The sequence below is a fragment of the Halosegnis marinus genome (assembly GCF_029338355.1).
Classification (GTDB): Archaea; Halobacteriota; Halobacteria; order Halobacteriales; family Haloarculaceae; genus Halosegnis; species Halosegnis marinus.
In genome coordinates this window covers 1,532,934-1,557,960 of sequence record NZ_CP119802.1, presented here as the reverse complement: position 1 = coordinate 1,557,960, position 25,027 = coordinate 1,532,934, and the positions used below count along the sequence as shown (strand labels likewise).

The following is a 25,027-nucleotide window of genomic DNA, read 5'->3' as shown; positions in this document are numbered from 1 at the left end:
GTAACTCAGCGCCGACCGAAGCCGACGGGCGGGTCCAGCGGACTGCGCGGGAGCGACCCCGAGAGGTCCGAGTCGTTGTACGCGCCGGGGGCCACGTCGTTCGCGCCGCCGGGGTAGGCGACCGCCGCGAGCGCCTGTATCTGCTCGCGGCCGACACCGAGTTCGAACTGGCCGCCGCCGTACAGGTCGAGGCCGAGGCGGTCGGCGTAGTCGAGCGTGTCGAACAGCGACTCGACGCTCCCGAACCGCGAGGGTTTGACGTTCAGCACCGACGGCTCGAACGGGAGCGCCTGCACCGAGGGGACGCCCGTGATGGGGTAGTCCCACGCGACGCGCTCGCGTTCGGCCTCCACGAGGTCCATCGTTTCGGCCGTGACCGCGGGGTCCTCGATGACCGCGTCGGGGAACGCCTCGAACAGCCGCGCGTAGAACTCGGGGTCCGGGTCGGTGTCCACCTCCGTTCCCTCGTAGAGCCCCTTCAGGTCGAGCGTCCGGACGCGGCCGGTGTCGGCCAGCCGGTCGACGAGGTCGTCGGACCACTCCGGCACGGGGTCGAGTTTGAACTCCGCGTCGGGGTTCGCGTCGAGTATCGCCTCGATGCGCTCGAAGCCGTCCAGCCGGGTGGAGACGACGAACCGCACCGGCTCGGCGTCGGTGTCGAGCGCCGTCGCGAGCGTCGTGTCCGCCTGCTTCAGCGCGAGGTCCAGCGCCGCGGACTCGAAGGCCCACCGGCGGAAGGCCGGCGCGTGGTGCTGGTTCGGCTCCGCCGGCCACAGGTCCGCCTCGCCGACGGCGTCGGCGAACTCCCCGAACGTGTACTCGCCGGTCAGGTCCGGCCGCGGGTAGTCGTCGTGGTCCTCGGTCTCGTAGCAGACGTCCTCGCCGCGGCCCGTCTCGCCCGCGCCCGACAGTTCCACCGTCGTCGTGACGCGCGTGAAGCCGCTCGACACGTCGCGCTCGCGGCGCGAGAGCGTCAGCCCCGACACCTCGACGGGGAACTCCCGAACCATATCGTAGCGTCGCATACCCCGAAGAGGCGCCCAAGGCTCATAAACGCCGGCGAGGGGGCCGGAGACACTCGGAAAGGTTTAACCGCGGCGTCCCGGTACCGTGAGTATGGCCAGTTTCGAGGAAGCGGAAGCGCGAACGCTGAGCAAGATGATCTGCATGCGCTGTAACGCGCGCAACGCCCAGCGCGCGGAGCGGTGCCGCAAGTGCGGCTACGACAAGCTCCGCCCGAAGGCGAAGGAGCGGCGGGCGGCGTAAGTCGGCTTCCTTTCTCGCGTCCCCGTCCCCGTTCGGCAGCCGTCGCTCCGAGCGGCGGGCGCTACTCCTCGGGATACTTCGGCTCGCGGCGCTCGGCCCGCTCCAGCGCCCGCTCGACGACCGCCCGCACGTCGCCGTGGAAGGGCTCGCCGTGTCCGGCGTAGAAGCCCTCGACGGAGTCGGGCATCCGGTCGAGCAGGAGGCGTATCGACTCGATGAGTCGCTCGCGCGACTGGCCGGCCATGTCCGTGCGGCCGAAGCTCCCGTCGTCGAACGCGCCGTCGCTGTACACGACCACGTCGCCCGAGAACAGCGTCGAGTCGGAGACGAACGAGACGTGGTCGGCCGCGTGGCCCGGCGTGTACACCACGTCGAACGACTCGTCGCCGACCGCGACCGTGTCGCCGTCCGCGAGTTCATGGGTCCGGTGTTCCTGGTCGGCGTAGGCGTACACGTCCGGGTCGAACCGCTCGACGACGGCGTCGAGCTGTGCGACGTGGTCGCCGTGCTGGTGGGTGAGTACGACCCGGTCGAGGTCGTCCACGTGGGCCGCGACGACGTCCGCGACGCCGTCCATCGCGCCGGCGTCGACGAGCGTCGTCGTCGCGCCGTCGACGAGGAAGGCGTTACACGTGAACGTCTCGGCGTCGGCCGTGACGTTGATGGGGTCCATAGTCGGGCCGCGGGCCGCGGACGCTTGAGGGTGGCGGGCGCGGCAAGGGACTTTTCCGTACACACCCGTTAGGTTTCGGTACAATGGGCTTCGGGAGCTACGACGAGTCCGAGCAGGAGAACCAGGACTACGACACGGATCTGGAGGACAGCGAGGGTGTCAACGCCAAGGAACACGACCACAAGGGCGAGGTCTCGTTCGACTTCGAGGACAGCTCCTCGGACGAACTGCTCGACCAGTTCCAGCAGATGAAGGACGACCGCGCCGAGGCCGAGGAGTAAGGGGTGAAACCCGGCGTCCGCGCCGTCGGGGTCGCGGAGTCGTACGACGGGCGCGAGGGGAGCGAGAGCACCCTCGCGGCGGCCGTCGTGCGCCGCGACCGCGCCGTCGACGGCCTCGCGTTCGGCCGCTGTACCGTCGGCGGCACGGACGCCACGGACGCCGTCGCCGACCTCCTCGACCGGCTCGACCGCCCGGACGCCCGCTACCTCTTCCTCGCGGGCGTCGCCCCCGCGTGGTTCAACCTCCTCGACCTCCCCGCCCTCCGCGAGTCGACCGACCGACCCGTCCTCGCCGTCTCCTTCGAGGCCAGCCCCGGGCTCGCCGACGCGCTCGCCAGCGAGTTCTCCGGCGACGCGCTGACCGCCCGCCGCGAGGTGTACGAGCGCCAGCCGCCGCGCCGGCCCGTCTCGGTGAACGGCGAGCGCGTGTGGGTCCGGGTGGCGGGCCTCGACGACGACCGCGCCGCCGAGGTCGTCCGCGCGTTCACCCCGGAGGGCGGCCGTCCCGAGCCGCTACGTGTCGCGCGGCTGGCGGCCCGGGCCGGCGACGCGTACGGGAGTCGGCCGAACGGGGACGCGGGAACGGAGTGACACGCGGCCCGGGCCGCCGAGGCGGACGCGCGCCGCCGCGGGTCGGACGCGACCGATTCATAGGCGCGCCGCGCGACCCACGGGTATGAGCATGGACGGGCTGAACGTGACCGCCTGCGAGCGGTGTCCGGAACTCTGCGAGTCGCGGTCGCGCATCGTCAACGGCGTCGGCCCCGACGACACGGCCCTCGTCTTCGTCGGCGAGGCGCCGGGCGCGAACGAGGACGAGGAGGGCGAGCCGTTCGTCGGACGCTCGGGCACCGTGCTGGACGACGCGCTGCGCGACGCCGGCTTGTCGCGCGCGGACGTTCGCATCACGAACTGCGTGCGGTGTCGACCGCCGGAGAACCGCGACCCGACGACGGAGGAGCTGTCGAACTGCCGCGGCTACCTCGAAACCGAACTCGACCGGCTCGACCCCGAACTCGTCGTCACGCTCGGGAAGGTGCCCTCCGAACACCTGCTCGGGCGCTCCGTCGCGGTGACCTCGGAGGCGGGCGACGTGTACGACGCGCGGATCGGCGACCGCTCGTACCGGCTGCTCGTCAGCGTCCACCCGGCCGCGACGCTGTACGACCGGAGTCAGGCGGAGACGTTCGTGGACACCGTGGCGCGGGCCGCGGAGCTGTCGGGTGCGGGCGAAAGCGGGGAGGGGCAGTCCCGGTTAGGGGAGTTCTAGTCCGACGAGCGACCGATCCACTTGTCGCCGTCGAACAGGCCGCGCAGCGAGTCGATGAACCCCTTCGACTCGTGTTCGGAGGGACGAAGCCGCGCGCGCAGCCGCGAGGAGATCAGCTCGATGGAGAGGACGAGCACCAGCAGCGTCACCAGGCCCGCGCCGGCGCGGTAGGAGTTGAACAGGTTCAGGTTCTGCTGGATGTACTGGCCCAGCCCGCCCGCGCCGACGACGCCGAGCGAGACGGCGATGCGGGTGTTGATCTCGAGGATGTACAGCGTCCACGCGACGAACGAGGAGGACACCTGCGAGAGCATCCCGAAGTTGATGACCTGCAGCCGGGAGGCGCCCGTCGAGCGGATGGCCTCGATGGGCCCCTCCTCGATCTCCTCCAGCTCGTCGGTGAACAGGCGGCCGAGGTTGCCGATGGTGTCGGTCGCGACCGCGAGCATCGCCGTCAACGGCGACAGCGGCACGAGCGCCGCGAAGATGAACACCCACACGAGCGCCGGGATGGCGCGGATGGTGGACATGACGCCGCGGAACAGGAAGTTGAAGGGGAACGGCGTGACGCGCTCGGAGCCGAGCACGCCGAAGAACAGCGCGAGCGGGAAGCCGAGGATGGTGCCGACGATACCGATGGTCAGCGTCATCACGACCGCGGAGACGATGAGGCTGGAGCGAAGCGACGTGACGGTCTCGGCGAACGTCGAGGGGTTGAGCAGGCTCGCCACGATGGCGTACAGCCCGCCGACCTCGTTGCGCTGCGTGTAGAAGGTGAAGTCGATGAACGTCGGTCGGGTGTACTTGAGGAACTCCGCGATGAAGAAGTCGAACTGCGCGAACCGGACGATATCGGGCACCGGTCGCGCGCCGAGGAAGCCCGTGCCGAAGTACACCGCCGCGGCCGCGACGGCGACCGAGGCGATGCCGAGGAGCCGTCGGATGGCGATGCGGCGCTCGATCCGTGTGAGGATGTCGTCGACGGAGTCGGTACTCACGACCCCGCACCCCCGGTCTCGGCGCCGATGGTTTCCGTCTCCCCGTCGTCGTCCGAGAAGTTCCCGGCGCCGCTCTCGCCGTAGTAGAGCTCGTCGACGACCTCCATCGAGAGGTCGTCGCGCGACCCGTCGAACACGACGGAGCCGTCGCGGATGCCGATGAACCGGTCGCCGAACTCGCGGGCGATGTTCACCTGGTGGAGGCTCGCCAGCGTCGTGAGTTCGCGCTCACGGGCGGCCTGCTTCATGTAGCTCATCACGTCGCGGGCCGCCTTGGGGTCGAGACTCGACACCGGCTCGTCGGCGAGCAGCAGCGCCGGGTTCTGGACCAGCGCGCGGGCGATGCCGACGCGCTGTTTCTGCCCGCCGGACATCGAGCCGGCGCGCTGTTCGGCCTCCTGGAGCAGGCCGACGGTGTCGAGCGCGCGCAGCGCCTCGCGCTTGTCGTCGCCGTCGTTGAGCGTCAGCACGCTCCGGAGGTCGTTCGTGCGGCCGAGCGAGCCCGTGAGCGCGTTGCGGTACGCCGACATCGACTCGATGAGGTAGTGCATCTGGAACACCATCCCCACCTCGCTGCCGGCGTTCGAGACGGGGTTCCCCCCGATCTCGACGGTGCCCTCGGTCGGGGGGGTGAGCCCGTTGAGGATACGGAGGAGGGTGGACTTCCCGGCGCCCGACGGGCCGAGCACGACGACGAACTCCCCGGCGTCTATCTCGAAGGAGACGTCGTCGAGGGCCACCGTGTCCTGGCCGTATATTTTGGTGACGTTCTGGAGCGAGACGCTTGGCATGTATCTATCTGTTTGGATTAAACAATAAAAACGCGGCTATTCTCGGTTAGGAACCGCCCGAGTCGAGCAGTTCGGCGGAGACGCCGAGGTCGTTGGCGACGTCGACGACGGGCTGGTAGGTCTCGTTGTCCGCCTCGCGGACGTCGGAGAACCAGAGGTCGTCCTCGGTGTCGGCCTCGCCGTCCTCGCCGAGGTACAGCTCGTCGCCGGCGTCGAGGAACGCCTCCTTGACCGCGGTCTGCTCCTCGTCGGACAGCTCCGGGCTGACGACGATGGGCGCGCGCGGGATGTCCTCGGTGGTCTCGACGTAGCGGAACCCGTCGATGAGCTCGCGGTTGTCGTTCAGGGTGATGAACTGCCCGACGCCGGCCGCAGCGACCTGGCCGCGTTCGAGCGCGGCGAACGCCTCGGCGTGGCTGGAGAACTGCGGCGTGAAGTCGGCGTCGCCCGTGTCGGTCGGGAGGTCGCCGATGCTCAGGCCGGCCTGCTTGAGCATGTACAGCGGGTACAGCGCGCCCGACGCCGACAGCCGGTCGGCGAAGGCGACGCGCTCGCCCTCGAGGTCCGAGAGCGACTCGATGTCGGAGCCCTCCTGGGTCACGATGACCGAGGCGTAGGTCCACGAGCCGTAGCCGAACCGCTGGAGGATGATGTCACACCGGTCGTTCGCGACGCCGAGCGCGGCCGCGAACGGCCCCGTCTCGGCGATGTCGCCCGTGCCGCCGCCGAGGCTCTGGAGCACCGCGCTGTAGCCCGCGGCGTACTGGAGCGTCGCGGAGTTGACGTCCAGGTCGGATTCCAGCATCTCCTGGACCGGCGCGTACTGCGCCTCCATGAGCTGCTGCGGCTCCGAGGGGGACATGTAGAACGTCGCCCGACCGTCGCCGAAGGGGACGGGCGTGCTCGTCGCCGTCTCGGTGGCGTCGCCCTCGCCGTCGCCCTCACCGTCGCCGTCGCTACCGTTGTTCGTGTTCCCGCTGCAACCCGCGATGAGGCCGGCCGCCCCGACGGCCCCCGCGGTCTTGAGGAAATTGCGTCGCTTCGTCATGCGGACGGGTGAACCTTCTGTATGACAGCAATAAAAATTCCGGTTCTGTATATATAGAACACCCCAGCGAACCGGAGACACGGCCGGCGGCGGAACCGACTTGACCCGCCCCCGCCAAGCGACGGTATGAGCGTCCAGACAGCCGCCGAGGTCGTCCTCGTCGACTACGGACTGGGGAACCTCCGCTCCGCGACGCGGGGGCTCGAACGGGCCGGCGCGAGCGTCGAGGTCACCGACGACCCCGACGCGTTCCACGCGGCCGACGGCGTCGTCCTGCCGGGCGTCGGCGCGTTCGCCGAGGGGATGGAGAACGCCGAGCCGATACGCGACGCGCTCGTCGAGTACGCCGCGTCGGGCCGCCCGCTGTTCGGCATCTGTCTCGGGATGCAGATGCTTCTCACCTCCAGCGAGGAGTCCGACCGCGCGGGACAGGGCGACGCCGAGGGGCTCGACCTGATTCCCGGCCGGAACGTCCGCTTCGCCGAGGGGCGGAAGGTCCCCCACATGGGCTGGAACGAACTCGCCGTCGAGCGCGACCACCCCGTCGTCGAGGGCGTCGACGGCGAACACGCCTACTTCGTCCACTCCTACTACGCGGACCCCGACGACGACGGCGCGGTGGTCGCCACGACCGACTACGGCGTCGACTTCCCGGCCGTCGTCGCCAACGAGGCCGGCAACGTCTTCGGAACGCAGTTCCACCCCGAGAAGTCCGGCGAGACGGGACTGCGCATCCTGCGGAACTTCGTCGACTACTGCGCGTCGCGGTAGCGCGGCCTTACCTCCTCGTGCGCGCCGCCGCGACCGACTAGCCCGCGCATAGTTAACCGCCGTGTCGAACGACGTCGAGCCGCCATGACGGCAGTGAAGATAATCAAGGTGCTCGGCACCTCGGCGGAGTCGTGGGAGGACGCGGCGAACGAGGCGGTCGCGCGCGCGAACGACACGATAGACGACATCCGCGGCGTCGAGGTCGAGGACTGGACCGCGGAGGTCGAGAACGGAGCGGTAACCGAGTACAAGGCGACCGTCGAGGTAGCCTTCCCCGTCCGCGAGGGGAACCCCTAGAGCAGCTCCCGCACGTCGGAGTACCACATGTCGTGGTAGTCCACCCGGTCGACCCGCTCGGCGACGGCCACGGCGATGGCGTGCCAACACAGCGCCGTCGGGTCCTCGACGTCGAGGTTGTACTGGGCGTCCCGGCACTGACACGCCCCGTCCTCGACGACGTACTCGTCCTCGTGACCCACGACGACGGTGAAGTCGTTGTACCGCTTGACGCGCTCCTCGGCGACGGCGTCGAGCGCCTTCGCCCCGCGCTCGCCGTGGGCCGCGAGGATGCGGTCGACTACGTCGGGGGTGAGTTCGCCCGACTCGGAGAGGGCGTCCTGCCACTCCTCGACCGCGTTCACGGCTCCCGGTTCTCGGGGACCGTGCAAAAGGGGTTCGGTGGGGACGCTCGGGGCTCCGCGGGCGCGCTCCACGGGAAGCCGGGGCGTATCCGTGTCCCTTTTCGCCGCGGGGGCGGGAACGCGGGTATGGACGTGACGGAGGGCGGCGTGACGATGACGGTCCCGGAGACCCGCCACGGGGCCAGCGAGGGCGCGGGCGACGGGGTCTTCTTCAACCCCGCACAGGAACTGAACCGCGACCTCACCGTCGCCGTCCTCGACGCGTGGGCCGAGGCGGGGTACGGGGATTCGGGCGGCGACGGCCCGGGCACCTACCTCGACGCGATGTGTGCCTCCGGCGTTCGGGGCGTCCGGGCGGCGAACGCCGGCTGGGACGCCACGTGTACGGACATCGACTCGGACGCGGTCGACCTCGCGGCCGAGAACCTCGACCGGAACGGCCTCGCGGGCGAGTGCGTGCGCGCGAACGCGAACGCACACCTGCACACGAACTACTACGACGTGGTGGACCTCGACCCGTTCGGCACCGCCGTCCCCTTCCTCGACGCGGCGTTCAACGGCGCGCGCGAACTCGTCTGTGTCACCGCCACCGACACCGCGCCGCTGTGTGGCGCCCACTTCGAGAGCGGCGTGCGAAAGTACGGCGCCGTCCCGCGGAACACGGAGTTCCACGCGGAGATGGGCGTTCGCGTCCTCCTCTCGGCGTGTCTCCGCACCGCGGCCCGGTACGACGTGGCCGCGACGCCCGTGTTCACCCACGCGACGAGCCACTACGTCCGCACCTACCTCGCGCTCGACTCGGGCGCGACGCGGGCGAACGAGCGCATCGACGAACTCGGCCACGTCGATTGGTGCCGCGACTGCTACTGGCGCGACCACGCGCGCGGCCTCATCGCGGACCCGACCGACGAGTGCCCGAACTGCGGGACCGACACCGTGACCGCCGGCCCCCTCTACCTCGGCGCGACCCACGACCGCGACTTCGTCGCCGCCGTCGCCGAGCGGGTCACCGACGCGATGGGCGAGGCGAAGAAGGCCCGGCGGCTCTGCGAGCGGCTGGGCGAGGAGCGCCACGACCCGACCCACTACGACCAGCACGAACTGTACGGCAACTGGGGCGAGCCCGCCGTCGGGATGGACGAGTTCCTCGCCGCGCTGCGCGACGCGGGCCATCCGGCCTCGCGGAGCCACTACGGCGGAACGACGTTCAAGACGCCGGCGTCGGTCGCCGAGATACGCGACGCCGTGTTATAACCGTCGACGGGGCGAACCGCGACCGTGGACCTCCTGCGCGGGACCGTCGCCGTCGCCCGCCGTGCCGGCGTGACGACGCTCGCCGGGAGCCTCGCGTACTTCGCGTTCGTCTCGCTCGTCCCGCTGGGCGTGCTCGTCGTCCTCGTCGTCGCGACGGTGGCCGGCGAGCCGACCGGGAGCCGCGCGCTCGCGGCGACCACGGAGGCGCTCGAACCCGGCGTGGGAACGCTCATCGAATCGACCGTCCGGGACGCGCGCGGCCGCTTCGGCGCCACCCTCGTCGGCGGCGCCCTGCTCGTGTTCGGCGTCGGTCGGCTGTTCCACGGGCTCGAAGGAGGGTTCGCCGCGGTTTACGCCGAGCGCCGGGAGCGGTCGGCCGCGGACGCCCTCCGCGACGCCGCCGTCGTCGGGGCCGCAGACGTGGCCGCGCTGTCGGCCGTCGCGCTCGCCGCGGCGCGGCTCCCCTTCGCCGTCTCGGAGGGGTGGCTCGCCCCCGTCGGCACCCTCGCGCTGTTCTGCGGACTGGTCGTCGCCGTCCTCCCGACGTTCGTCGTCTTCCCGGAGCCCGACGTGGGCGTCCGCGAGGCGCTCCCCGGGGCGGCGCTGTCGGCGCTGGCGTGGACGCTCGCGACGGTGGCCGTGCGGTGGTACGCCGCCGCGGGCGGCGGGTGGCGCTACGGCGCGCTCGGGGTCGTCCTGCTTGCGCTGGCGTGGCTCTACGTCGGCGGCCTCTGTGTCCTCGTCGGGGCGGCGCTCAACGCCGTCCGCGGGGGCCACGTCTCCGCCGACGACGCGTGGGTCGCCGACTATTTGTAGCGCGTCGGCGAAGTCGCCGGCGTGAGTCGGGTATCAGGCGTCGTCGGGGTCGTCCGCGCGGTGGTCGCCGGCATCCAGTCGGACCGTATCACCTTCATCGCCGCGAGCCTCGCCTACTACGCGTTCATCTCGCTGCTGCCCCTCCTGCTGCTCGCCATCGTCGCGGTCAGCGTCCTCGGCGGCCCGGAACTCGCCGCCGACCTCGGCGCGGCCGCGGCGGGCTCGTTCGGCGAGGAGGCGGGGGCGGTCGTGACGGCCGCGCTCGTCAACGCGACCGGGCGCGGCGGCGCGACCCTCGTCGGCACCGTCGTGCTGCTGTGGTCCGGGCTGAAGCTGTTCCGCGGGCTCGACGTGGCCTTCTCGACCGTCTACGGCACCGCCGCCGAACAGACGCTGTTCGACCAGCTCCGCGACGGGCTGGTCACCCTCGTCGGCGTCGGGCTCGGTATCGGCGTCACCGTCGCGCTCGGCGTCCTCACGGCGCGGTTCGACCTCCTCGCCGGGGGCCTCGACCTCGCGCCGCTCGTCGGCACCGTCGTCTCGCTCGGGGGGCTGACGCTCGTCTTCCTCCCGCTCTACTACGTCCTCCCCGACCGCGGGGGGCTGACCGTCCGCGAGGCGGTCCCGGGCGCCGTCCTCGCCGCCGTGGGCTGGACCGCGCTCCAGACCGGCTTCCGCGTCTACGCCGGCATCGCCGGGAGCTACGAGGCGTACGGCGTCCTCGGGGCCGTCCTGCTGCTCATCACCTTCCTCTACTTCGGGGGACTCGTCCTGCTCGTCGGCGTCGTCCTCAACGCCGTGCTCGCCGGCCGGGTCGAGGCCGCCGATCTCGACGCCGGGTCGCCGGTCGCCGCGGCCGCGGACCAACGGGGCTTATCACCCGCCGGGTCCATCGACGGGACAGACGTGGACGACGACACGGAGGCGGAACTGCGGGAGCTCCGGCGGCGCATCGCCGAGTTCGAGGAGGACGTCGAGGAGCGAACCGTCCGCCGCGAGGAACTGGAGCGCGACCTGAAACGGTACGTCCGCGACCGGATGCGCGCCGGCAAGGCGACCGGCTGGGGACCGTACCTCGTCCTGCTGTACGGGACGGCGATGACGCTCGGCGCCTTCTCCCTCCTCTCGGACTGGGCCGCCGTGTTCGCGATGCTCGTCATCTGGCTCTCGACGCTCGGGCTCTACGTGTTGATGCTGCTCGTCGGCGCGGGCGTCTCGGCGGCCTCCCTCCCCGGAAAGCTCCGGGACAAGGCCGGCGACCTCCGCGACTGATGGGCCACGGCCTCGGCGTCGTCGAGTCGCTCTCGATACCCGAACCCGTCGTCGTGTTCTTCGCGCTCGTCACCCTGCTCGGCGGCCTCCCGTTCTACCTCCTCGGACTGACGGCCGCCTACGCGCTCGGCGAACTGGTGGACGGCGTCACCCGCGAACGGGCCGCGTTCGTCGTCGCCGTCGCGCTGGGCGCGCTGGCGCTCACGGCGGGGCTGAAGGAACTGCTCGTCCACCCGCGCCCGCCCGGCGCGGGGGTCGCGCCCGAACTCGCGTGGCTCCCGACCGCGCTCGTCCCGCTGTGGGAGCGGGCGGCGACCGCCGACGGCTTCACCCTCCCGTCGGGGCACGCGACCGGGAGCGCCGCCGTCTACGGCGCGGCCGCGCTCGCCTTCGAGGTCGGGCGACGACGCGTCCGCTACGCCGCCGCGGCGCTCGTCGTCGTCGCCGTCGCGCTCTCGCGGGTCGTCATCGGCGTCCACTACCTCACCGACGTGCTCGTCGGGGTCGCGCTCGGCGGCGGCTACCTCGCCGTCGTGTGGACGCTGTCGGGGGGCGAGCGCCTCCGGGTGAAGCGCGCGCTCTCGCTGGCGCTTCTGGTGGCCGTCCTCGGCGCGGCGTTCTCCTTCTCGTTCGAGACGATAACCGCGCTCGGCGGGGCGCTCGGCGGACGGCTCGGCTGGACGCTGTTCGGCGGCCGCGCCCCCGACCCGACCCGCCGGACGGGGGCCGTCGCGGCCGTGCTGGCGGTCGTCGTCGCCGGCGGCCTCGTGGCGGCGAGCGTCGCGGGCGAGGCGCCGGTCGTCGGCTTCCTCGCCGCCGGGGTCGCCGTCGTCGCGGTGTTCGCCGCGCCGCTCGCGGCCGCGCGGCTGGTCGGGCGGGCGCGAAAGAAAGGGGCGTGAGTCGGGCCGCGTTCAGAACGTCTCCAGGTACCGGTCGAGCTCCCACTGGGAGACGTCGACGCGGTAGTCGTCGTACTCGGCCGTCTTGGCCTCGATGAACTTCTCGCCGACGTGGTCGCCCAGCGCGTCCAGCACGAGCTCGTCCTCCTCCAGCGCGTCGATGGCCTCGCCGAGGTTCGACGGGAGGGTGTCGATGCCGTACTCCTCGCGCTTCTCCTCGTCGAACTCGTAGATGTTCTCGCGGACCGGGTCCGGGCACTCCAGCCCCTGCTCGATGCCGTCGAGGCCGGCGTGGATGAGCACCGCGAACGCGAGGTACGGGTTACACGACGGGTCCGGGAAGCGCGCCTCGATGCGGGAGGCGGCCGGGACGCGCGCGGCCGGCTTGCGGATGAGCGCCGAGCGGTTGCGGTCGGACCACGCCACGTAGACGGGCGCCTCGTAGCCGGGGACGAGCCGCTTGTAGCTGTTCACCGTCGGGTTCGTCACGGCCGCGAGCGCGGGCGCGTGCTCGAGAACGCCAGCGATGAAGCTGTGGGCCGTCTCCGAGAGGTCGAACTCGTCGTCCTCGTCGTGGAACGCGTTCTCGCCGTCCTCGAACAGCGAGATGTGGGTGTGCATCCCCGAGCCGTTGATGCGCGGAATCGGCTTGGGCATGAACGTCGCGTGGAGGTCGTGCTGGGCCGCGATGGCGCGCACGACGGTGCGGAACGTGCCGACGTTGTCGGCCGTCGTCAGCGCGTCCGCGTACTCGAAGTTGATCTCGTGTTGGCCCTGTGCGACCTCGTGGTGGCTCGCCTCGACGTCGAGGCCCATCTCCTCCAGCCCGAAGATGATGTCGCGGCGGACGTCGGACGCGAGGTCCTTCGGCGCGAGGTCGAAGTAGCCGCCGGCGTCGTTCGTCTTCGTCGTCGCGCGCCCGTCCTCGTCCTCCTCGAAGAGGAAGAACTCCGGCTCGGGCGCGGCGTTGACGGTGTAGCCCATCTCCTCGGCGCGCGCCAGGGCGTCCTTCAGGACGTAGCGCGGGTCGCCCTCGAACGGCTCGCCCGTCGAGGTGTCGATGACGTCACAGATGAGCCGCGCGGAGTGGCCGTCCCGCCACGGCAGCACGGCGAACGTCGAGGGGTCGGGCTTGAGCCGCATGTCCGACTCCTGGATGCGGACGAACCCCTCGATGGAGGAGCCGTCGAAGTAGATGCCCTCGGTGAACGCCTTCTCGGCCTGGTCGGCCGGCACGGAGACGTTCTTGACCGTCCCGAGGATGTCGGTGAACTGGAGCCGAAGGAACTCCACGTCCTTGTCGTCTATCTCGTCGAGGACGCGCTGTGCTTCCGCCGAAAGGCCCCCGTCGGGGGCGGATTCCGCTGTCATTGTTCGAGACAGGCGTTCCGAACATCCGAAGTAATAAAGCCCTATCTAATCTCGCAAAAGATTCCACCGTCGCGCAACAATTGGATGTTCGTAAAATTATTGTGTGCCCCGTGCGACGTGAGGTGTAATGACGTACGAAAACCTGGACCAGAAGCTGGTGAACGCGCTGCTGCGCGACGGCCGCGCGTCGCTCCGCTCGCTCGCGGAACAGCTCGGCGTCTCCGTCACCACCGTCTCGAACCACATCTCCGACCTGGAGGAGGAGGGCATCATCACCGGCTACACGCCGGTCGTCGACTACGACAAGCTCGGCTACGACGTGACCGCCGTCATCCAGCTGAAGTGCGAGGGGTCGGCGCTGCCGGACATCACGGAGCGGCTGCGCGAGCACAAACAGATGGTGTCGGTGTACGAGGTGACCGGCGACCACGACATCATCGCCATCGGGAAGTTCACCGACACGGACCACATGAACAACCAGATCAAGGAACTGCTCGTGGACCCCGACATCAAGGAGTCGAACACGAGCGTCGTCCTCAACGCCGTCGTGGAGAACGAGCAGTTCGAGCTCGACGTGACGGAGTAGTCACAGCAGCTGTTCGAGCTGGTGTCGCCGCCGGCTCGCGTCGAAGTGGAGCCGGACGTTCCCCTGCGAGGCGAGCCGGTCGAGGACGAGCAGCGGGTCGGCCCCGCCGCGCTCGACCGCCTCGAGCAGGTTCTCTATCGCGCCCCGGTTCAGCGCGAGCGAGTCCAACAGCCCGAGCGCCAGCGCCAGCGCCGCGCCGGCCTCGCCCTCGGGGAAGGCGTCGGAGACGTTCGAGAAGTCCGGCTCGCCGCCGAAGCTCGCGTCCGAGAGCGCGAGACACCGCGTACAGGTCGCGGCGTACTCGCGGTCGACGTACTCGCGCAGCGACTCGGGCACCTCGTAGGCGACGACGGGGCCGCCGCACTCCTCGCAGTCCATACCGCCGGGAGACGACCGCCGGACAAGTGCGTTCGCATCTCCCGTCTCGTCCGCGAGCGAAGGAGCGTAGCTCCGAGCGGAAATCGGGCCTTTAGACGCCCGTGGAGTACCGCAGAATACCGGCGACGCCGCCGAAGGCGGTCATCAGCTGTTCGCCCTTCTCGAAGTCCGTGGAGATGAACTTCGCCTCCGTCCCGCGCTGTTCGGCGATCTCGATGAGGTGGTCGATGACGTCCTCGCGCTCGCCCTCGTCGGCCGACACCGTCTCGCCGCACTCCGTACACTCGTGGCTCGGGGTGTTCTTCCGGCGGTCGATGACCTCGCGCTCCTCGTGGCCGTTCGGACACTCGTAGGTGACCACGTCGTTGCGGAGGTCCTCGGAGATGAGCAGGCGGTCGACCGAGCCCATGACGAGGTTGCGGCGGGTCTGCTCGAAGCCGTAGGTGGCCTTCTCGCCGTCGTGGAGCTCCTTGAAGAACTCCTCCATCTCGGCCTTGTCCTTCATCACCTCCGTCTCGGCGAGCACGTCCTCCGCGGCGTCGACGAGGTCGTAGAGCCCCGACTCGTCGGTGTAGGAGACGTCGAACTTCCCGAGGACGATGTCCTGTAGCTCGTGGTGGAGGTAGTCGCCGTCGAGGAACTCGTCCTTCGTCGGCGAGGGGCCGCCCACGAGGACGCCGTCCATCTCGTGGCGCTTCGGGACGAACAGGTCGTCGGCCATCTCCGCGACCTCCTGGTAGAAGTTGTCGATGGCCTCCAGCCGCAGGCGGGCGAACCGCTGTGCGGACTGGCCACCCTTCCGCTGCTTGCCGGGGACGAGCGAGGAGGCCGACTTGACCGGCTCGACGCGCTTGCCCTTCAGCCAGCCGACGTTCGCCTCGCGGCGGTCGAGGACGACGAGCCCGAACAGCCCCTTGTCCGCGAGCATGTGTTCGAGCGGCTCCGTGAGGAACGCCGAGTCGCAGTGGTAGCGGAACGACTCGACGGGGTCGGGCGGCGACTCCAGCACCTTCGTCACCATGTCCGTCTGCCCGCCGCCGGTGTTGATGGCGCCAGAGAACATCACCATCCCGTTCTCCGGGGGCGTCTTGTAGTACTTCAGCCGGTCCTTCAGGGAGGTGAGCGCGTCCTGCACGGCGGTGCGGGTCTGCTTCGACTTGATGTTCGACGCCTCGGAGTGCTCCTGGGTGATGTGGGCCGCGACGTCGGATATCTGCCGGTCCTCGGGGACGTAGATGCTGACGAGCTGTGTTCCTGATCCCTCGTACTCCTGGAGTTCCTCGATGACGCGTCGGAACTCGTACTTCTGTTTGTCCGACTGCTCCTGCTGACTCATTGTCCGAGGTAAGCCGAAGACGGGTAAGTAACTGTTGACCGCCTGTGGCCGTTTCGCTAGGGTTTAAGCGGCCCGTCCGCAACGCTCGGGTATGGCCGACCCCGACGACACGGACTCCTCGATACCGCTCTCGTGGATAATCATCTTCCTCCTGCTCGCGCTGGGTCTCGGCGCCGTCACGGTGCAGTTCGTCGGCGGGAGCCTCATCGCCGGGACCGTTCTCGTCCCGTAGTCACATCGACTCCGGGGCCTCGACGCCGAGCACGTCGAGCGCGTTCGCCATCGTGTGGCGAGCCGCGGCCACGAGCGCGACGCGCGCCTCCCTGACGTCCGGGTCCTCCGCCGAGAGCACCTGACACTCCCGGTAGAAGGCGTTGAACGTCTCGGCGAACTCCCGCGTAAAGGTGGCGACGCGGTGGGGCTCGAGGTCGGCGGCGGCCCCGTCGACCACGCCGGTGAAGCGCGCCACGTCGCGCAGCAGGTCGCGCTCCTCCGGCTCGGTCAGGACGGACACGTCGGCGTCGTCGGGAACCGCCCCGGCGTCGTCGAGGATGCCACAACAGCGCGCGTGGACGTACTGGACGTACGGCGCGGACTGCGCCTCGAAGTCGAGCGCGCGGTCCCACTCGAAGGTGATGGCCTTCGTCGGCTGTTTGGAGACGATGTCGTAGCGGACCGCCCCGATACCGACCTGCCGGGCGATGCGCTCGATATCGTCGTCGTCGAGGTCGTTGCGCGTCCGGTCGTCGATGCGCGACTCCACCTCGCCGCGGGCGCGCTCGACGGCCTCGTCAAGCAGGTCGTCGAGGTCCACGCCCGTCCCCGCGCGGGTGGACATCTTCCCCTCGGGGAGGTTCACGTACGAGTAGATGACCGAGGAGAGCTGGTCGGTGTCGTTGCCCAGGAGGTCGAGCGCCTCGCGCAGTTGGCCGGCCTGCAGTTTGTGGTCCTCGCCGAGCACGGTGACGGCCCGGTCGTAGTTGTCGAACTTCCACTCGTGGTGGGCGAGGTCGCGGGTCGTGTACAGCGAGGTGCCGTCCGAGCGGAGGAAGACGAGGTGCTTCTCGAAGCCGTCGAGGTCGAGCTGCCACGCCTCCTCCTCGTAGACGGCCTCGTCCAGTTCCTTCAGGCGTGCGACCACGTCGTCGGTAGCGCCGTTCCGCATGAACCGCGTCTCCTTGACGAACTCGTCGAACTCCGCGGGGAGCCGCGCCAGGCACGCCTTCATGCCGGAGAGTACCCCGTCGACCACCTCGCCGACGCGCTCGTAGGTCGCCTCGTCGCCCGCCTCCAGCCCCTGCAGGATGGCCTCTATCTCGGCCTCGGCGGCCTCGACGGCGTCGGGATCGGCGTTCTCCAGGAACTCGTTCCCCTTCCGGTAGTAGCGCACGAGGTCGTACTCGATGCGGTCGCGCTCGGGCTCGGGGAGATCCGACTCGTCGAACCGCTCGTAGGCCCACGTGAAGACGGCCATCTGCCGGCCGGCGTCGTTGACGTAGTAGTGGCGCTCCACGTCGTCGCCGGCGTAGTCGAGGAGGTTGGCGACGGCGTCCCCGATAATCGGATTGCGCGCCCGGCCGACGTGGACCGGGCCGGTCGGGTTCGCGGAGGTGTGTTCGACGACGACCGAGTCGCCCGTCGGCTCCAGCCGCCCTGCCTCCTCGCGCACGGCGAGCGCGTCCGCGAAGTACGCCTCGCTCGGCGTGAAGTTCACGTACGGGCCCTGCGGCGTCGCGTCGGCGACGTACTCGGCGTCCGCGAGGTCGACGGCCTCGGCGAGTTCGGCGGCGACCTCCGGCGGGGGCGCGCCGGCCTCGCCCGCCAGCCGGAACGCGGCCGACGAGGCGAGCACGGCGTCGACGCCCTCGGGCGGCTCCTCGATACCGAGGTCGTCGTCGGGGTAGCCGCACGCCGCCATGGCGTCCGACAGGGCCGACGCGACCTCGCGACGGAAGGGGATGAACATACGCCCCGTTTCCGTGGATGGATAAAGGGGTTTGCGAAGGGCGTTGCCGACCGGAGGGAGGCAACGAGGCGGAGCGGACGACGGCCGCCTCCACCCACCCCCCTGTTTTTCCCGTACCGGTCGTGTCGGTTCAGTCAGCATGTCACCCCCCACGTCGAGACGGCGGCTACTGGCAGGGCTGGGTACGGCCGTCGCCGGCATCGCGACCGTCGGCGCCTCCGGGGTGTTCGCGGAGGAGTGGAGCACCGTTTCGTCGCCGACCTCGAAGACGCTGCACGCGGTGACCCGTGCGGCCGGGAACGTGTACGCCGTCGGCGGGAGCGGCGCCGTGATACGCCGGGCGAGCGGGTCGTGGTCCATCCTCGACGGCGACGGACCGGGCGACGCGAACAAGACGCTGTACGGGGTCGCGGCCAGCGACGACGGCGACCGACTGTGGGTCGCCGGCTCCTCGGGAACGGTCGGGAGCTACGACCTCGTCGCGGGAACCGCGACGAACCGCTCGAACCCGCTCGGCGTCTCGCCGTCGTTCGGGGACGTCGCGGTCGCCGGGCCGTCGGGCGACGAGCGGGTCTACCTCGCGAAGGGGTCGGGCGAGGTGTTCGTCGGGACGGTATCCGACGAGGCGACGAGCACGGCGACGCCGACGGAGACGGCCACCGCGACGGCGACGGCCACCGAGACCACAACCGAGACGACGACAGCCACCGCCACCGAAACCGCAACCGCAACCGAGACGCCAACCGCCACCGCGTCTCCGACCGACGACGGCTCGACGGGGATGTCGTGGCGCGCGAGCGACACGGGAAGCTCGTATGGCATCGCCGCGGTGGACTTCGTCGACGCCGAGTACGGGCACGCGCTCTCGGCGAACGGCGGGGTGTTCCGCACCGAGGACGGCGCGGAGACGTGGACCCGCGTCGGCATCGCGGACTCGCGGACGACCACCTACGACCTGTCGAGCGGCCGCGACCGCGTGTACGTCGGTGCGGGCGACGGACGCCTGTGGCGACTGGACTGCGTCTGTGAGAACTGGACGCCGCTGCAGGCCGGGACCAAGTCCGTCCGGGGCGTCTCGCGCGACGGCGACCGCGTGCTCGGCGCCGGCGAGAGCGGCCGCGTCTTCGAGCGCACGGGCGCCGGGTTCGACGTGGCGGACACGCCGACCGGCAACACCCTGCTCGCGGCGAGCGCGGGCGGGGTCGATATCGCGGTCGGCAACTCCGGAACGATCGTCGAGCGGTAGCGCGGCGCTCGTCCCCGAGGAGAGGAGCGAGTAGCGACGGCACCGTTCGTATCATTTTTGTTATACTTTTATCCCCGATAGGCGTGTAGTCGGTGGCAGGTGCAACCCCAATGGCAGATACCCCCCTCTCACGGCGGTCGGTACTGAAAGCGGCCGGCGCGGTCACGGCCGCGGCCGGCGGCGCGGCGACGCTCGGCTCGGCCAACGCGGCGCTCGCGGCCGGGGACAACAGGTGGCAGAGCTTCCCGGGCAGCGTGGCGACGACCAAGACGCTGTACAGCGTCGTCTCCACGACGCGCGGGCCGGTCGCGGTCGGCGAGGCCGGAAACCTGCTCACCTACGAGATGCCTAACGGCAACGAGACGGACTTCGCCAACCACGAGTGGCAGCTCGCGTTCTCGAACGGCCCGGCGACGCGGGGCAACGCTCTGCGCGCGGCCGACGTCACCGACGACGGGCGGCGCGTCTACTTCGTCGGCGGCTCGGGCGCGTTCGGCGCGTTCGACGTGGAGACGAAGACCAAGTACAACTACTCCGCCCCGTCGGGCAAGACCTCGACGTGGGAGGGAATCAGCGTCGTCGGGAACGTCGGCGAGGAGATCGTCTACGCCTCCAACGGCTCGGGCGAGGTGATGCGGCTCCCGATGGACACGGAACAGGGCTGTCTGCTCACCGACCTCGACGAACCGGGCGTCAACCTCATCAAGCCCGGCTCCGGGTCGAACATCCCGGCGCTTGACTTCCGCGAGTCGCGCCCGGGCTACGGCCACGCGGTGGACACCTCCTCGAACGCGTTCGCGGCCTCGGGCGACGGCTACGCCACGGACGCGTGGGAGGACGTCGGCATCCCGAACTCGCAGGTGGCGGCCTCCGACGTCATCAGCTACGAGACGGAGGACGAGGACCGCGCGTACGTCGCCTCCGGCGGCGGGAAGCTCTACCGGCTGGAGTGCGCCTGTAACAACTGGACCCCCCTCCAACTCGGCACGAAGAAGCTCACCTGCATCACCCGCCAGGGGACGAACAAGCTCGTCGTCGGCAACTCCGGGCGCGTCTTCGAGAAGCGCTCCGGCGAGCAGTGGGGCCGCCTGATGGACGGCGACAACGCCATCGGCTCGGCGCTGCTCGAAGCTCGCTACGGCGGCGCCGCCGGCGACGGCCTCACCTACCCCGACGTGGCCGTCGGCTCCTCCGGCACCGTCGTGATGCGCTCGCGCGCCTGAGTCCGCCACACCCATCACCCCCCTTTCCGAACGCTCGCTCCGACAGCGACGGCTTTACCCCCGGCGGCGCCGACGCTCGGCCATGAGCGACTCCGGGCCGAAACAGGTGGACGACCCGGACTACCACCACGTGAACCACACGGCCGCCCAGACGTGCGGCTGGACCGCCAACGCCCTGCGGGGCGAGGGGCGCTGTTACAAGAACACCTTCTACGGCATCCAGTCGCACCGCTGTATCCAGATGACGCCCGTCGTGAAATGCAACGAGCGGTGCGTCTTCTGCTGGCGCGACCACGCGGGCCACGCCTACGAACTCGACGACGTGGCGTGGGACGACCCCGAGGCCGTCGTGGACGCCTCCATCGAACTCCAGCGGAAACTGCTCTCGGGGTTCGGCGGCAACGACGAGGTGCCCCGCCGGGTGTTCGACGAGGCGATGGAGCCGCGCCACGTCGCCATCTCGCTCGACGGCGAGCCGACGCTGTACCCCTATCTCCCCGAACTCATCGAGGCGTTCCACGACCGCGACATCACCACCTTCCTCGTCTCGAACGGGACGCGCCCCGAGGTGCTCGCCGACTGCGACCCGACACAGCTGTACGTCTCCGTGGACGCCGCGGACCGGCACACCTTCGACCGGACGGTCGGAGCCGTCGAGGACGACGCGTGGGAGCGCCTGCTCGACACGCTGGACGTGCTCGCCGCCAAGGACGACACGCGAACGGTCATCCGCACCACGCTCGTGGACGGCGTGAACATGCACACCCCGGAGTGGTACGCCGTGCTGTGCGAGCGCGCCGACGTGGACTTCGTGGAGATGAAGGCGTACATGTACGTCGGCCACTCGCGCGGCCGCCTCGACCACGAGAACATGCCGAGCCACGACGAGGTGCGCGCCTTTACCGAGGCCGTCGGCGAGTTCCTCCCCGACCACGACGCCTACCGGGAAGTCCCCGAGTCCCGCGTCGCCCTGCTCGCGCGCGACGAGGACACGTGGGTGCCGAAACTGAAGGGCGGCAGCGAGTTCTGGCGCTGAGTTCGGAACGCGAAACCGACTTACGTGGGCCGTCCCTCGGTAGAAGCGAGCGAGGCAGGTCGCCGCGGCGCGCAACCATCACGATTCTGTTACGCGTGCCACATTCGTTACGCTTAAGCGACGACGACGGCTAGACGGAGGTATGCAAGGACAGGTCGCGTCGGTCGGTCCCGACGAACTCGCCACCCTGAAACAGCTCGCGCTGCTGGGCGGGCTGGACGGGGCCGTCACCGTGACGTGCGCGACGCTCGCCGAGCGGCTCGACGCGTCGAACCAGACCGCCTCCCGACGGCTCCAGCGGCTGGAGGAGGCAGGTACCGTCGAGCGGGAGCTGCTCGGCGACGGCCAGCGCGTCCGCGTCACCGAGGCCGGCGAGCGCGCCCTCCGCGGCGAGTACGAGCAGTACCGGCGCGTCTTCGAGCGCGACTCCGGCGTCGCCCTCCACGGCACCGTCACGAGCGGGATGGGCGAGGGACGCCACTACATCTCGCTGCCGGGCTACATGGAGCAGTTCGCGGAGCGGCTGGGCTACGAGCCCTTCGCCGGCACGCTCAACGTCGAACTCGACGAGGGGAGCGTGGAGGCGCGCGCGCGGATGGACGCGCTCGACCCCGTTCGCATCGACGGCTGGGAGGACGACGACCGCACCTACGGGCCGGCGTTCTGCTGGCCCGCGAGCGTGGTCCTCGACGGCGACGAGTACGCCGAGGCGCACGTCATCGCCCCCGAGCGCACCCACCACGACGCCGACCAGCTGGAGGTCATCGCGCCGGAGAAGCTCCGCGAGCGGCTCGGACTGGAGGACGGCGAGGAGGTGACCGTCCGTGTCACGGAGCAGTAACGCGCTCGACGCGGTGGAGGCGGCCGTCGCGGCGTTCGCCCGCGGCGAACCCGTCCTGATTCACGACGCCGCCGACCGCGAGGGCGAGACGGACATCGTGTATCCCGCCCACGCCGTCGACGCCGACGCCGTCCGCCGGATGCGCGAGGACGCTGGAGGCCTCGTCTGCGTCGCGCTCTCGGACCGGGTCGCCGACGCGTGGGACCTCCCCTTCGTCCAGGAGACCATCGACCACCCCGCGGCCGCGGACCACGAACTCGCCTACGACGAGCGCTCGTCGTTCTCCCTGACGGTGAACCACCGCGACACCTTCACCGGCATCACCGACGACGACCGCGCGCTCACCGTCTCGCGGCTGGGCGAGGCGGCCCGCGCCCCCGCCGGAATCGACTTCGCGAGCGAGTTCCGCGCCCCCGGCCACGTCCACCTGCTGCGGGCCGCGCCGGACCTGCTCGGCGACCGGCAGGGCCACACCGAACTCGCCGTCGCGCTCGCGGCCGCCGCCGACCTCCCGCCCGCGGCCGTCGTCTGTGAGATGCTCGACGGGGAGACGGGCGGGGCGCGCACCCCGGCCGACGCCCGCGCGTACGCCGAGCGCGAGGGTCTCGTGTACGTCGAGGGCGCGGACCTGCTCGCCCGGTTGGCCTGAGCCTCGGCACTTCTTGCGGATTTAAGTTCGCCGCCGCGTAGCCACTTCCATGACCGCGTTCGAGGAGATGGCCGAAGACGGCGTCATCTGGCAGAACGGCGAGTTCGTCGACTGGGACGACGCGACGACCCACGTGCTCACCCACGGGCTCCACTACGGGACGGGCATCTTCGAGGGCGTCCGCGCGTACGACACCGAGCAGGGGACCGCGATCTTCCGCTGGGAGGAACACCTCGAACGGTTCTACCAGAGCGGGAAACCGTACGACCTCGACATCGAGTACTCGCCGGAGGAACTGACGGAGGCGACGCTCGAAACCGTCCGGCGGAACGACCTCGACTCCGCCTACGTCCGGCCCATCGCCTACTTCGGCTACCACAGCCTCGGCGTCTCGCCCGGCGACTGCCCGACCGACGTGGTCGTCGCGGCGTGGCCGTGGGGCGCGTACCTCGGCGAGGACGCGCTGGAGAACGGCATCGACGTGATGGTCTCCTCGTGGCGGAAGCACGCCTCCAGCCAGATACCGACGAACGCCAAGACCACGGGACTGTACGTCAACAGCCTGCTGGCGGGCGAGGAGGCGCGGCGCAACGGCTACGCCGAGGCCATCGTCCTCAACAAGGAGGGGAACGTCGCCGAGGGGCCGGGCGAGAACATCTTCATGGTCCGCGACGGGGAGATATACACCCCCGGCCTGTCGGAGTCGATCCTCGACGGCATCACCCGCGACACCCTCATCACGCTCGCCGAGCAGCGCGGCTACGAGGTCCACGACGACGTGAGCATCTCCCGTGGCGAACTCAACACGGCCGACGAGCTGTTCTTCACCGGGTCGGCCGCGGAGGTGACGCCCATCAAGCGCGTCGACAACGTCACCATCGGCGAGGGGACGCGCGGCCCCGTCACCGAGGAGCTCCAGCAGGCGTTCTTCGACCTCGTCGAGCGCCGGACGGACGACCACGACGAGTGGTTCACCTACGTCTGAGCGGGCGAGAAGAGGAGGAGCGGCGGCCTCAGACCGCGACCGCCGCGGTCGTGTCCGTGTAGGCCGCGTTGGCGTCGTCCGCCGTGTCGTCGGTCGAGTTCTCCAGTTCCGTTTCGAGTTCCGCCTCCGCGTCCTCGAACGTCACCGTGACCTCGACCTCGGTGGCGTTCTCGGGAACCGCGAAGGTCGCCTCGCCGTCGGCGTCGGTCGTGTACTCGGTGCCGTTGTACGTGACCGTCGCGTTCTCGACGGCGCTACCGTTCGCCGTGACGCGCACCGTGGCGTTCTCGCCCGCGGTGACGTTGCCGACGAACGTCGCGTTCAGGGCCGTCTCGGCCCCGTCGTCCTCGTCATCGTCCACGCGGTCGATGGCCACGTCCGTCCCGGACTCGCTCGCGACCGGGCGGATGTTGTACGCGCCGGAGTTGCCCCGCTCCACGACCGTGATGTCGTAGACGAAGTCGACCGTCTCGTTCGCCTCGACGGCGAAGTTCTCGTTCAGCCGGAGTTTGTTCGAGGGGAGCTTCACGTCCGCGCTCGACCCGTCCGTGAGCGTCCCGTTCACCTCGGAGACCCGGATGAAGACCGTCGTGTAGTTGCCCGCGTCGAGGTCGTACGTCGAGAGCAGGGTCGCGTTGTCGCCCTTCAGCTCCGTGAGGTCGACCGTGCGGTTCGCCTCGTAGGTCGTCCGGTTGCCGTCCGCGCCGACGAACTCCACCTCGGATATCGTCGCGTTCAGGCTCTCGAAGTCGTCGATGGCGTTCTCCTGGTCGCTCACGTAGAAGGCGAGCGACCCCTGTTCGGTCGCCGTCGCGGGCGTGTCGGTCGCGGCCTCCTCGTCCGAGTCGTCGCCGTCCGACTCCTCGGCCTCGCCGACCTCGTTTATTTCCACGTCCGTGCCCGACTCGCTCGCGACGGGCAGGAGGTTGTAGGAGCCGGAGTTCCCCCGCTTCACGACGTTGATATCGTAGACGAAGTCCACCTCCTCGCCGTTACCGACGGTGAAGTTGCTGTTCAGTTGGAGCTTCTCGGAGGGGAGCTTCACGTCCGCGCTCGACCCGTCCGTGAGCGTCCCGTTCACCGCCGCCACGCCGAGGAACACCTTCGTGTAGTTGCCCTCCTCGACGTCGTACTCCTCCACGAGCGAGGCGTTCGCGCCCCGGAGCTCGGTGAGGTCGACCCTCCCGTTCGCGTCGAACGTGGTCTCGTTGCCGTCCGCCGCGACGAACGTCACCTCCTCGAGGGTGACGTTGAGGTGGTCGAAGTCGTCTATCGCGCCGGGCTGGTCGCTCACGTAGAAGTTGACCGTCCCAGTGCCGCCGCCGGGGGAGAGCATCGTCGAACAGCCGGAGAGGGCGAGCAGTGCCGCCATCGCGACCGCCGCGACCGTGTTCCGTTTCATGACTCACCCCGTCGTACTCGGGCCACAC

The 25,027-nt window shown here is 70.1% G+C and carries 29 protein-coding genes; 18 read left to right on the top strand and 11 right to left on the bottom strand.

The annotated features are described in order from the left end of the window. Positions 1-5 precede the first annotated feature (5 nt). On the bottom strand, positions 6-1,025 hold the full coding sequence (locus P2T37_RS08730; RefSeq protein WP_276233521.1) for a hypothetical protein: 1,020 nt from the start codon (positions 1,023-1,025) through the stop codon (positions 6-8). 91 nt (positions 1,026-1,116) lie between these two features. Between P2T37_RS08730 and P2T37_RS08725 the strand changes: the two genes are divergently transcribed. After that, positions 1,117-1,266: a 50S ribosomal protein L40e gene (locus tag P2T37_RS08725; RefSeq protein ID WP_276233520.1), complete on the top strand. Its 150-nt coding sequence runs from the start codon at positions 1,117-1,119 to the stop codon at positions 1,264-1,266. A gap of 61 nt (positions 1,267-1,327) precedes the next feature. On the opposite strand, the gene P2T37_RS08720 is transcribed toward P2T37_RS08725, so the two are convergent. Further along, the gene (locus P2T37_RS08720; RefSeq protein ID WP_276233519.1) at positions 1,328-1,939 is read right to left on the bottom strand and encodes an MBL fold metallo-hydrolase; all 612 of its coding nucleotides are present in this window, start codon (positions 1,937-1,939) and stop codon (positions 1,328-1,330) included. 83 nt (positions 1,940-2,022) lie between these two features. On the opposite strand from P2T37_RS08720, the gene P2T37_RS08715 reads away from it, so the two are divergent. From P2T37_RS08715 to P2T37_RS08705, 3 genes are all read left to right on the top strand, one after another. Next, positions 2,023-2,220: a DUF5786 family protein gene (locus P2T37_RS08715; RefSeq protein ID WP_276233518.1), complete on the top strand. Its 198-nt coding sequence runs from the start codon at positions 2,023-2,025 to the stop codon at positions 2,218-2,220. 3 nt (positions 2,221-2,223) lie between these two features. Next, on the top strand, positions 2,224-2,811 hold the full coding sequence (locus P2T37_RS08710; RefSeq protein ID WP_276233517.1) for an endonuclease dU: 588 nt from the start codon (positions 2,224-2,226) through the stop codon (positions 2,809-2,811). 85 nt (positions 2,812-2,896) lie between these two features. Further along, a complete protein-coding gene (locus tag P2T37_RS08705) occupies positions 2,897-3,490 on the top strand; it encodes a uracil-DNA glycosylase (protein ID WP_382211252.1) in 594 nt (197 codons plus the stop codon). On the opposite strand, the gene P2T37_RS08700 is transcribed toward P2T37_RS08705, so the two are convergent. Genes P2T37_RS08700 through P2T37_RS08690 form a run of 3 tightly spaced genes read right to left on the bottom strand, consistent with a single transcriptional unit; the run spans position 3,487 to position 6,327 of the window. Beyond that, a complete protein-coding gene (locus P2T37_RS08700; protein WP_276233516.1) occupies positions 3,487-4,488 on the bottom strand; it encodes an ABC transporter permease subunit in 1,002 nt (333 codons plus the stop codon). The two genes, P2T37_RS08705 and P2T37_RS08700, sit on opposite strands and share 4 nt — an antisense overlap. Beyond that, complete coding sequence (locus tag P2T37_RS08695; protein ID WP_276233515.1) at positions 4,485-5,279, bottom strand: phosphonate ABC transporter ATP-binding protein; 795 nt, start codon at positions 5,277-5,279, stop codon at positions 4,485-4,487. Before P2T37_RS08695 ends, P2T37_RS08700 begins: the two co-directional genes overlap by 4 nt. Before the next feature lie 46 nt (positions 5,280-5,325). Continuing rightward, on the bottom strand, positions 5,326-6,327 hold the full coding sequence (locus tag P2T37_RS08690) for a PhnD/SsuA/transferrin family substrate-binding protein (protein ID WP_276233514.1): 1,002 nt from the start codon (positions 6,325-6,327) through the stop codon (positions 5,326-5,328). 126 nt (positions 6,328-6,453) lie between these two features. Between P2T37_RS08690 and hisH the strand changes: the two genes are divergently transcribed. Further along, a complete protein-coding gene (hisH, locus tag P2T37_RS08685) occupies positions 6,454-7,098 on the top strand; it encodes an imidazole glycerol phosphate synthase subunit HisH (protein ID WP_276233513.1) in 645 nt (214 codons plus the stop codon). A gap of 84 nt (positions 7,099-7,182) precedes the next feature. Continuing rightward, the gene (locus tag P2T37_RS08680) at positions 7,183-7,395 is read left to right on the top strand and encodes a dodecin family protein (protein WP_276233512.1); all 213 of its coding nucleotides are present in this window, start codon (positions 7,183-7,185) and stop codon (positions 7,393-7,395) included. Here P2T37_RS08680 and P2T37_RS08675 read toward each other — a convergent pair. Then, a complete protein-coding gene (locus P2T37_RS08675) occupies positions 7,392-7,739 on the bottom strand; it encodes a hypothetical protein (RefSeq protein ID WP_276233511.1) in 348 nt (115 codons plus the stop codon). The genes P2T37_RS08680 and P2T37_RS08675 overlap by 4 nt on opposite strands. A 126-nt stretch (positions 7,740-7,865) precedes the next feature. On the opposite strand from P2T37_RS08675, the gene P2T37_RS08670 reads away from it, so the two are divergent. From P2T37_RS08670 to P2T37_RS08655, 4 genes are read left to right on the top strand one after another with little or no spacing between them, the layout of a single operon-like run. Continuing rightward, entirely contained in the window at positions 7,866-8,993 is a 1,128-nt protein-coding gene (locus tag P2T37_RS08670; protein ID WP_276233510.1) for a tRNA (guanine(26)-N(2))-dimethyltransferase, read from the top strand. A gap of 24 nt (positions 8,994-9,017) precedes the next feature. Further along, a complete protein-coding gene (locus P2T37_RS08665; protein WP_276233509.1) occupies positions 9,018-9,809 on the top strand; it encodes a YihY/virulence factor BrkB family protein in 792 nt (263 codons plus the stop codon). A gap of 21 nt (positions 9,810-9,830) precedes the next feature. Beyond that, complete coding sequence (locus tag P2T37_RS08660; protein ID WP_276233508.1) at positions 9,831-11,081, top strand: YihY/virulence factor BrkB family protein; 1,251 nt, start codon at positions 9,831-9,833, stop codon at positions 11,079-11,081. Next, entirely contained in the window at positions 11,081-11,980 is a 900-nt protein-coding gene (locus P2T37_RS08655) for a phosphatase PAP2 family protein (protein ID WP_276233507.1), read from the top strand. The genes P2T37_RS08660 and P2T37_RS08655 overlap by 1 nt, the downstream gene beginning before the upstream one ends. A 12-nt stretch (positions 11,981-11,992) precedes the next feature. On the opposite strand, the gene glnA is transcribed toward P2T37_RS08655, so the two are convergent. Continuing rightward, positions 11,993-13,351 (bottom strand): type I glutamate--ammonia ligase, encoded by a 1,359-nt coding sequence (gene glnA, locus P2T37_RS08650; RefSeq protein ID WP_276233506.1) that lies wholly within the window; start codon positions 13,349-13,351, stop codon positions 11,993-11,995. Between the two features lie 127 nt (positions 13,352-13,478). Here glnA and lrp point away from each other — a divergent pair, with 127 nt between their 5' ends. Then, a complete protein-coding gene (lrp, locus tag P2T37_RS08645) occupies positions 13,479-13,937 on the top strand; it encodes an HTH-type transcriptional regulator Lrp (protein WP_276233505.1) in 459 nt (152 codons plus the stop codon). Here the strand turns inward: lrp and P2T37_RS08640 are convergent, their stop codons facing one another. Further along, the gene (locus P2T37_RS08640; protein WP_276233504.1) at positions 13,938-14,315 is read right to left on the bottom strand and encodes a DUF6276 family protein; all 378 of its coding nucleotides are present in this window, start codon (positions 14,313-14,315) and stop codon (positions 13,938-13,940) included. It abuts the gene before it with no gap. Positions 14,316-14,406: 91 nt separating this feature from the next. Continuing rightward, entirely contained in the window at positions 14,407-15,651 is a 1,245-nt protein-coding gene (gene prf1, locus P2T37_RS08635; protein ID WP_276233503.1) for a peptide chain release factor aRF-1, read from the bottom strand. Positions 15,652-15,742: 91 nt separating this feature from the next. On the opposite strand from prf1, the gene P2T37_RS08630 reads away from it, so the two are divergent. Next, a complete protein-coding gene (locus tag P2T37_RS08630; RefSeq protein ID WP_276233502.1) occupies positions 15,743-15,883 on the top strand; it encodes a hypothetical protein in 141 nt (46 codons plus the stop codon). Here P2T37_RS08630 and argS read toward each other — a convergent pair whose 3' ends face one another. Next, entirely contained in the window at positions 15,884-17,617 is a 1,734-nt protein-coding gene (argS, locus tag P2T37_RS08625; protein WP_276233501.1) for an arginine--tRNA ligase, read from the bottom strand. A gap of 139 nt (positions 17,618-17,756) precedes the next feature. Between argS and P2T37_RS08620 the strand changes: the two genes are divergently transcribed. From P2T37_RS08620 to P2T37_RS08595, 6 genes are all read left to right on the top strand, one after another. Beyond that, positions 17,757-18,863 carry a WD40/YVTN/BNR-like repeat-containing protein gene (locus P2T37_RS08620; protein ID WP_276233500.1) on the top strand — a complete coding sequence of 369 codons (1,107 nt, stop codon included), beginning with the start codon at positions 17,757-17,759 and terminating at the stop codon, positions 18,861-18,863. A gap of 110 nt (positions 18,864-18,973) precedes the next feature. Continuing rightward, entirely contained in the window at positions 18,974-20,086 is a 1,113-nt protein-coding gene (locus P2T37_RS08615) for a PQQ-binding-like beta-propeller repeat protein (RefSeq protein WP_276233499.1), read from the top strand. An 82-nt stretch (positions 20,087-20,168) separates the two neighbouring features. Next, positions 20,169-21,122: a 4-demethylwyosine synthase TYW1 gene (gene twy1, locus P2T37_RS08610; protein WP_276233498.1), complete on the top strand. Its 954-nt coding sequence runs from the start codon at positions 20,169-20,171 to the stop codon at positions 21,120-21,122. 142 nt (positions 21,123-21,264) lie between these two features. Next, positions 21,265-21,963, top strand: coding sequence for a CTP-dependent riboflavin kinase (locus P2T37_RS08605; RefSeq protein WP_276233497.1), 699 nt, complete (start codon positions 21,265-21,267; stop codon positions 21,961-21,963). After that, a complete protein-coding gene (gene ribB, locus P2T37_RS08600) occupies positions 21,947-22,612 on the top strand; it encodes a 3,4-dihydroxy-2-butanone-4-phosphate synthase (RefSeq protein WP_276233496.1) in 666 nt (221 codons plus the stop codon). Before P2T37_RS08605 ends, ribB begins: the two co-directional genes overlap by 17 nt. Before the next feature lie 49 nt (positions 22,613-22,661). Continuing rightward, on the top strand, positions 22,662-23,597 hold the full coding sequence (locus tag P2T37_RS08595; RefSeq protein WP_276233495.1) for a branched-chain amino acid transaminase: 936 nt from the start codon (positions 22,662-22,664) through the stop codon (positions 23,595-23,597). Between the two features lie 28 nt (positions 23,598-23,625). Here P2T37_RS08595 and P2T37_RS08590 read toward each other — a convergent pair whose 3' ends face one another. Then, a complete protein-coding gene (locus tag P2T37_RS08590; protein WP_276233494.1) occupies positions 23,626-24,999 on the bottom strand; it encodes a DUF4382 domain-containing protein in 1,374 nt (457 codons plus the stop codon). Positions 25,000-25,027: the final 28 nt, after the last annotated feature.

What these genes read in the sequence shown, in the direction of transcription:
- P2T37_RS08720 (WP_276233519.1), bottom strand. Translation starts at nt 1,939, where the DNA reads ATGGACCCCATCAACGTCACGGCCGACGCCGAGACGTTCACGTGTAAC.
- P2T37_RS08690 (WP_276233514.1), bottom strand. Translation starts at nt 6,327, where the DNA reads ATGACGAAGCGACGCAATTTCCTCAAGACCGCGGGGGCCGTCGGGGCG.
- P2T37_RS08680 (WP_276233512.1), top strand. Translation starts at nt 7,183, where the DNA reads ATGACGGCAGTGAAGATAATCAAGGTGCTCGGCACCTCGGCGGAGTCG.
- P2T37_RS08620 (WP_276233500.1), top strand. Translation starts at nt 17,757, where the DNA reads ATGTCACCCCCCACGTCGAGACGGCGGCTACTGGCAGGGCTGGGTACG.
- hisH (WP_276233513.1), top strand. Translation starts at nt 6,454, where the DNA reads ATGAGCGTCCAGACAGCCGCCGAGGTCGTCCTCGTCGACTACGGACTG.
- P2T37_RS08670 (WP_276233510.1), top strand. Translation starts at nt 7,866, where the DNA reads ATGGACGTGACGGAGGGCGGCGTGACGATGACGGTCCCGGAGACCCGC.
- P2T37_RS08595 (WP_276233495.1), top strand. Translation starts at nt 22,662, where the DNA reads ATGACCGCGTTCGAGGAGATGGCCGAAGACGGCGTCATCTGGCAGAAC.
- glnA (WP_276233506.1), bottom strand. Translation starts at nt 13,351, where the DNA reads ATGACAGCGGAATCCGCCCCCGACGGGGGCCTTTCGGCGGAAGCACAG.
- P2T37_RS08590 (WP_276233494.1), bottom strand. Translation starts at nt 24,999, where the DNA reads ATGAAACGGAACACGGTCGCGGCGGTCGCGATGGCGGCACTGCTCGCC.
- twy1 (WP_276233498.1), top strand. Translation starts at nt 20,169, where the DNA reads ATGAGCGACTCCGGGCCGAAACAGGTGGACGACCCGGACTACCACCAC.
- P2T37_RS08725 (WP_276233520.1), top strand. Translation starts at nt 1,117, where the DNA reads ATGGCCAGTTTCGAGGAAGCGGAAGCGCGAACGCTGAGCAAGATGATC.
- prf1 (WP_276233503.1), bottom strand. Translation starts at nt 15,651, where the DNA reads ATGAGTCAGCAGGAGCAGTCGGACAAACAGAAGTACGAGTTCCGACGC.
- lrp (WP_276233505.1), top strand. Translation starts at nt 13,479, where the DNA reads ATGACGTACGAAAACCTGGACCAGAAGCTGGTGAACGCGCTGCTGCGC.
- P2T37_RS08730 (WP_276233521.1), bottom strand. Translation starts at nt 1,025, where the DNA reads ATGCGACGCTACGATATGGTTCGGGAGTTCCCCGTCGAGGTGTCGGGG.
- P2T37_RS08605 (WP_276233497.1), top strand. Translation starts at nt 21,265, where the DNA reads ATGCAAGGACAGGTCGCGTCGGTCGGTCCCGACGAACTCGCCACCCTG.
- P2T37_RS08705 (WP_382211252.1), top strand. Translation starts at nt 2,897, where the DNA reads ATGAGCATGGACGGGCTGAACGTGACCGCCTGCGAGCGGTGTCCGGAA.
- P2T37_RS08615 (WP_276233499.1), top strand. Translation starts at nt 18,974, where the DNA reads ATGGCAGATACCCCCCTCTCACGGCGGTCGGTACTGAAAGCGGCCGGC.
- P2T37_RS08630 (WP_276233502.1), top strand. Translation starts at nt 15,743, where the DNA reads ATGGCCGACCCCGACGACACGGACTCCTCGATACCGCTCTCGTGGATA.
- argS (WP_276233501.1), bottom strand. Translation starts at nt 17,617, where the DNA reads ATGTTCATCCCCTTCCGTCGCGAGGTCGCGTCGGCCCTGTCGGACGCC.
- P2T37_RS08640 (WP_276233504.1), bottom strand. Translation starts at nt 14,315, where the DNA reads ATGGACTGCGAGGAGTGCGGCGGCCCCGTCGTCGCCTACGAGGTGCCC.
- P2T37_RS08715 (WP_276233518.1), top strand. Translation starts at nt 2,023, where the DNA reads ATGGGCTTCGGGAGCTACGACGAGTCCGAGCAGGAGAACCAGGACTAC.
- P2T37_RS08655 (WP_276233507.1), top strand. Translation starts at nt 11,081, where the DNA reads ATGGGCCACGGCCTCGGCGTCGTCGAGTCGCTCTCGATACCCGAACCC.
- P2T37_RS08695 (WP_276233515.1), bottom strand. Translation starts at nt 5,279, where the DNA reads ATGCCAAGCGTCTCGCTCCAGAACGTCACCAAAATATACGGCCAGGAC.